This window comes from Actinophytocola sp. (genome assembly GCF_045807065.1).
Classification (GTDB): domain Bacteria; phylum Actinomycetota; class Actinomycetes; order Mycobacteriales; family Pseudonocardiaceae; genus Actinophytocola.
The window spans coordinates 1-4,509 of record NZ_JBJMIE010000006.1 but is presented as its reverse complement, the minus strand read 5'-3'; the positions used below and the strand labels follow the sequence as shown (position 1 = coordinate 4,509).

The following is a 4,509-nucleotide window of genomic DNA, read 5'->3' as shown; positions in this document are numbered from 1 at the left end:
GTCTCCGAGGGCGGCGGCGGATGCGCCGTCCCGGCGAGCGACCCCTCCGCCGACGACCTCATGTCCCGCCTGCAAACCCTCCCCAACTTCGACAACGACGCCTTCGTCGAAGCGATGACCACGGTCGAAGACGGACTTTTCGTGATCTGGCAACGCGAGGGATGACCCACGCCCGCCGCTGCCAGACCGTTTTCCGCACATGATCGAGTTTTGGCTGATCACGAGCGTGAGCCGGAGCAGCGTCCCGATCATCGCCGCAGGTCAGCGGCCCAGGTGCGGAACACCCGGCTAGCGGGCCCGCGGGGTGCGGGGTTGTGCGGACGGGCCGAGGCGGAACAGGGCGGCGCCGCCGGCCGCGAGCTGTACGGACGCGGTGCTGGTCGTCGTCGTCGCGTAGGAGGCGGATGTCGTGTGGAACCGTTCCCTGCGGTTGGCCCCTGAGCCGAACGTCAGGTGCACGGTCGTGTCGGTGCGGTCGGAGCGGTTGGCCACCAGCACCCAGCGGTTGCCGTCGTCGGTCGGGTTGCGGAACTGGCCGACGACCACGGCGCCGCCCTCCACGCGGCTGACGTAGCCGTCCGGGCGGAACGCCTCGACGCCCGCCGGCAGCGGGTTGTCGTTCGCGTGGGTGGTCGACACCGACACCAGCGGCTTCAGCTCCCGGCCGATGGGGACCAGCCACTCCTTGTTGACCCGCGTCACCACGTCGTAGAGCGGCGTGCGCTGGCCGTCCAGGTTGATGATCGCCGACTCGAAGCCCTCGCCCCTCGCCACCTCCGGGGTCCACCAGGTGAAGTACAGGACGCCCTTCGCGCCGTAGGCCAGGCTGATGTTGATCTGCCAGCGCAGCTGCGCCTCGTTGGGCACCACGCGGCCGCTGAACTTGACCGACTGCAGGTACACCCAGGTGGGGATCCCGGCGGCGAGGCCGGCGCGGCGGATGATCGCCCAGTTGTCGAAGTAGTTGAGGTCCAGGCCACCGGAGAGGATCGGGTAGCGGTCGAACGACAGCACCGGCGGGTGCACGGTGTCGATGAACTGCTGGACGAACGACGCGTAGCCGGCGCCGTTGCCGGGCACCAGGTTCGAGTACGGCAGGTGCGCCGGCGCCAGCTCGCGGACCAGCTGCGTCACCGCCCCCACGGTCGGGAACTTCGACGGCGGCGGCTCGTCGAACACGTCGAAGCCGGCGAACGAGGGGAACGGGCGGTACTCGTCGAGCATCTGCTGCAGCAGGCGGCGGGCGTCAGCCGTGCTGATGCGCAGCGGCGCGTTCGGGTCGTCGGTCACCGACAGGGTGCCGGAGATGGCCGAGAGCCGCGGCTCCGGCGAGTTGACCAACACCTTCAGCCCGACCTGGTTGGCGAGGTCGAGCGCCCGGCGGTTGATGTACTGGTCGAACATGTAGTTGCCGGTGATGAGGAACGTCACCCCGGAGGCGGCGATCTCCTGGTAGCGCGCCAGGTTGATCTCGAACGGGTGCGGTGGCCAGAAGATGCCGATGGGGAAGTCGGCGCCCCCGACGAGCGGCAGATCGGCTAGTGGCCAGGGCTCGGTGCTCGTCATGGAATGCCAGGGTATTCAGTCGGCCACTACTTGTCACGACTCGGCTCAGCGGCCCGCCAGGATCCAGGTGGCGAGAACCAGCATCGCGCTGATGGCGAGGACGAACCACAGCAGCATGGCGAGGGTGTTCGGCGACGACCGCACGGGCGCGGTGGCCGATGCGCGCCCTTCCGCGGGCAGCCGGCCGCGCCCTTCGGCAGGGAACCGACCCGGCTCTCCCGCCGGGGACCGGCCGGGGGCTCCCGCGGGCAGCCAGCCGAGCCCTTCGGCCAGGCGGCCTCCTCCGCGATCGCGGTCGGGTCGCCGAGCCGGTCCAGGATGGTGCGCACGGCGGCCTCCGTCGGCTGGTACAGCACGGCCCGCGCGGCGGCGACGTGCTCGCGCACGTCCTCGACCAGCTCGTCGCGGCGCTGTGGGGGCAGGTCGCCGCAGGCCCAGGAGACGGCGCCGAGGTAGTCCTCGACGAGCCGGTCCAGCCTGTCGGCTTGCCGCTGGTTCATGTCTGCTCCGTTCCGACGATGCGGTCCACGGCCGTGCGGAAGGCGACCCACTCCGACCGGAAGCGGCGAGCGCCTCCTTGCCCTGGCCGGTCAGCGGATCAGGACGAGCCGGGACGTCGTTACGGCAGCTGGGCCAGCACGGTCACCGTGCCGGGGTCGACTTCGGTGAAGCCCGCGTCGCGGACCGCCACCACGCGGCGGCGGCGCCATGCGTTCAGCGGGTCGTCGCCCGGGTGCAGGGACGCCCACGCGCGTAGCTTCGGCGTGCGGACCGCGCAGCGGAAGTCCTCCCAGCTCGTGAGGAAGTCCTCGTGGCCGTCCGCGCGCAGGGCCGCCGCCAGCAGCATCGACGCGTGGCCGACCTGGGCCGCGAGCTTGCCGGCGGTCATCGTCACCCTGGGGTTCAGCCACAGGACCGGCACGCCGGGCGGTGGCGGGCCCGGCTCGTCCAGGGGCAGTTCGCTGCCCGAGATCTGCAGGCGCGTCACTTCCTTGGGCGCCTCGACGACCAGGCCCGGGACCAGCGCCCGCGCCGACGCGCCGTCGACCGTCACCGTGACGCCCGGCAGCGACTGGACCGCCTCCCAGTGCGCGCCCCGCGCCCGGCGGGACACCTTCCTGATCCGGCCGTCGACCCACGCGCGCACCGGCTCGTGCCACTCGCCGTCCGGCTCCGCGCGGGGGTCCAGGCACACGGCCACCGCCGCGGCGGCCGCGGCCTCCAGCAGCGGGGTGCGGGCCGGCGGGTCCGCGCGCTCGATCCGCAGGATCACCGGCATCGCCCGCACGAGCGCGGGGTCCTCGTCCGCGGTGTCGTGCGTGGCGGCGGCGGGCAGGCCCAGCCACTGGACGTAGCGAGCGGCCAGCGGGTCGAGGACGGACCCGGTGGTGCTCATGGTTCGCTCCGCGAGCTCCGCATGTTCGAAGCTCCGCTCAGGACCGCGGCAGCGACAGGCCGTCCGCGGCGTCCGCGGCCTCCACCTCGGCGCGGGTCACGCCGAGCACGAACAACACCACGTCGAGGTACGGGTGCGACAGGGCCGTGTCGGCCACCTCGCGCAGCGCCGGCTTCGCGTTGAACGCGACGCCGAGACCGGCCGTGCTCAGCATGTCGATGTCGTTGGCGCCGTCGCCGATCGCCACGCACTGGGACAGCGGCACGTCGAACTGGGCGGCGAACCGGCGCAGCGCCGCCGCCTTGCCGGCGCGGTCGACGATGTCGCCGACCACCCGGCCGGTCAGCTTGCCGTCCTCGATCTCCAGGTCGTTGGCCACGTGGAAGTCCAGACCCAGGTCGTCGGCCAGCCGCTCGATGATCGGGGTGAAGCCGCCGGACACCACGCCGCAGCGGAAGCCGATGCGCTTGAGGGTGCGGATGGTCGTGCGTGCGCCGGGTGTCAGCGTCAGGGCGTCCGCGACCTCGCCCAGTACCGACTCGGGCAGCCCGGCCAGGCACGCCACCCGCCGCTCCAGCGACTGGGTGAAGTCGATCTCGCCGCGCATGGCGGCCTCGGTGATCTCGCTGACCTCGTCCTCGCAGCCGGCGTGGGCCGCCAGCATCTCGATGACCTCGCCCTGGATGAGCGTCGAGTCGACGTCGAACACGACCAGCCGCTTGGCCCGGCGCGTCAGCCCCTCACGCTCGACCGCCACGTCCAGACCTACCCGCGCGGACACGTCGGCCAGCGCGGACCGCAGCTCGGCGTCCGCCTCCGGGGTGTCCTGCGCGACGGAGACCCGCAGCTCCAGCCCGGTGACCGGGTAGTCGGCGACCCGGCGGATCACGTCGATGTTGACGTCCAGCGCGGCCAGCCGCCGGGCGACCTCGGCGAACGCCCGCGCCGGCATCGGCCGGCCGAGGACCACCAGCACGTGGCTGGAGCCGAGCCGGGCCGGGGTCAGTGGATCGGCGCCGACCTCGACGTTGACCTGCATGGTCACCGTCGCCATGGCCTGCTCGACCGCTTCCTGCAGGCCCTCCGGGTCGTGGTCGGTGCCGACCAGGACCCCGAGGACCAGCTGTCCGCGGATGGTCACCTGCTCGACGTCGAGGATGTCGACGCCGTGCCTCGTCAGCACCGCGAACAGCACCGACGAGACACCCGGCTTGTCCGGCCCCGTGACGGTGATGAGGACCGGCGTTGGGGTCGGTTGAGGTGACATGGTCAGTCAGTCAGCCCTTGTTGACGTCGTCCCCGCCCATGGCCTCGGACAGCTTCTCCGAAGGCGCCGGCGGAACGGTTTCCTTGTGCTTGCCGCTGAACGGTCCGACGTACTTGTCGCGGTGTGCTTCGTCGATCGCGTGCGGGTAGTGCAGGTCGAACGCCGGCCGCTCGGACCGGATGCGCGGCATCTCCAGGAAGTTGTGCCGCGGCGGCGGGGTCGTCGTCGCCCATTCGAGCGAGTTGCCGTAACCCCACGGGTCGTCCGCCGTCGTCGTCTC

The 4,509-nt window shown here is 71.9% G+C and carries 4 protein-coding genes and 1 pseudogene; all 5 read right to left on the bottom strand.

Going from position 1 to position 4,509, the window contains the following annotated elements:
* Positions 1–288: 288 nt before the first annotated feature.
* The gene (locus tag ACJ73U_RS00225) at positions 289–1,566 is read right to left on the bottom strand and encodes a hypothetical protein (protein WP_407775413.1); all 1,278 of its coding nucleotides are present in this window, start codon (positions 1,564–1,566) and stop codon (positions 289–291) included.
* A 26-nt stretch (positions 1,567–1,592) separates the two neighbouring features.
* Positions 1,593–2,066 carry an HAAS signaling domain-containing protein gene (locus ACJ73U_RS00220; protein WP_407775412.1) on the bottom strand — a complete coding sequence of 158 codons (474 nt, stop codon included), beginning with the start codon at positions 2,064–2,066 and terminating at the stop codon, positions 1,593–1,595.
* Positions 2,067–2,185: 119 nt separating this feature from the next.
* A complete protein-coding gene (locus tag ACJ73U_RS00215; RefSeq protein ID WP_407775411.1) occupies positions 2,186–2,962 on the bottom strand; it encodes a peptidyl-tRNA hydrolase in 777 nt (258 codons plus the stop codon).
* A 37-nt stretch (positions 2,963–2,999) separates the two neighbouring features.
* Positions 3,000–4,229, bottom strand: coding sequence for a phosphoserine phosphatase SerB (serB, locus tag ACJ73U_RS00210; protein WP_407775410.1), 1,230 nt, complete (start codon positions 4,227–4,229; stop codon positions 3,000–3,002).
* Positions 4,230–4,239: 10 nt separating this feature from the next.
* Positions 4,240–4,509 (bottom strand): annotated as a pseudogene (locus ACJ73U_RS00205) (cytochrome ubiquinol oxidase subunit I); the annotation flags it as partial.

What these genes read in the sequence shown, in the direction of transcription:
- serB (WP_407775410.1), bottom strand. Translation starts at nt 4,229, where the DNA reads ATGTCACCTCAACCGACCCCAACGCCGGTCCTCATCACCGTCACGGGG.
- ACJ73U_RS00215 (WP_407775411.1), bottom strand. Translation starts at nt 2,962, where the DNA reads ATGAGCACCACCGGGTCCGTCCTCGACCCGCTGGCCGCTCGCTACGTC.
- ACJ73U_RS00225 (WP_407775413.1), bottom strand. Translation starts at nt 1,566, where the DNA reads ATGACGAGCACCGAGCCCTGGCCACTAGCCGATCTGCCGCTCGTCGGG.
- ACJ73U_RS00220 (WP_407775412.1), bottom strand. Translation starts at nt 2,066, where the DNA reads ATGAACCAGCGGCAAGCCGACAGGCTGGACCGGCTCGTCGAGGACTAC.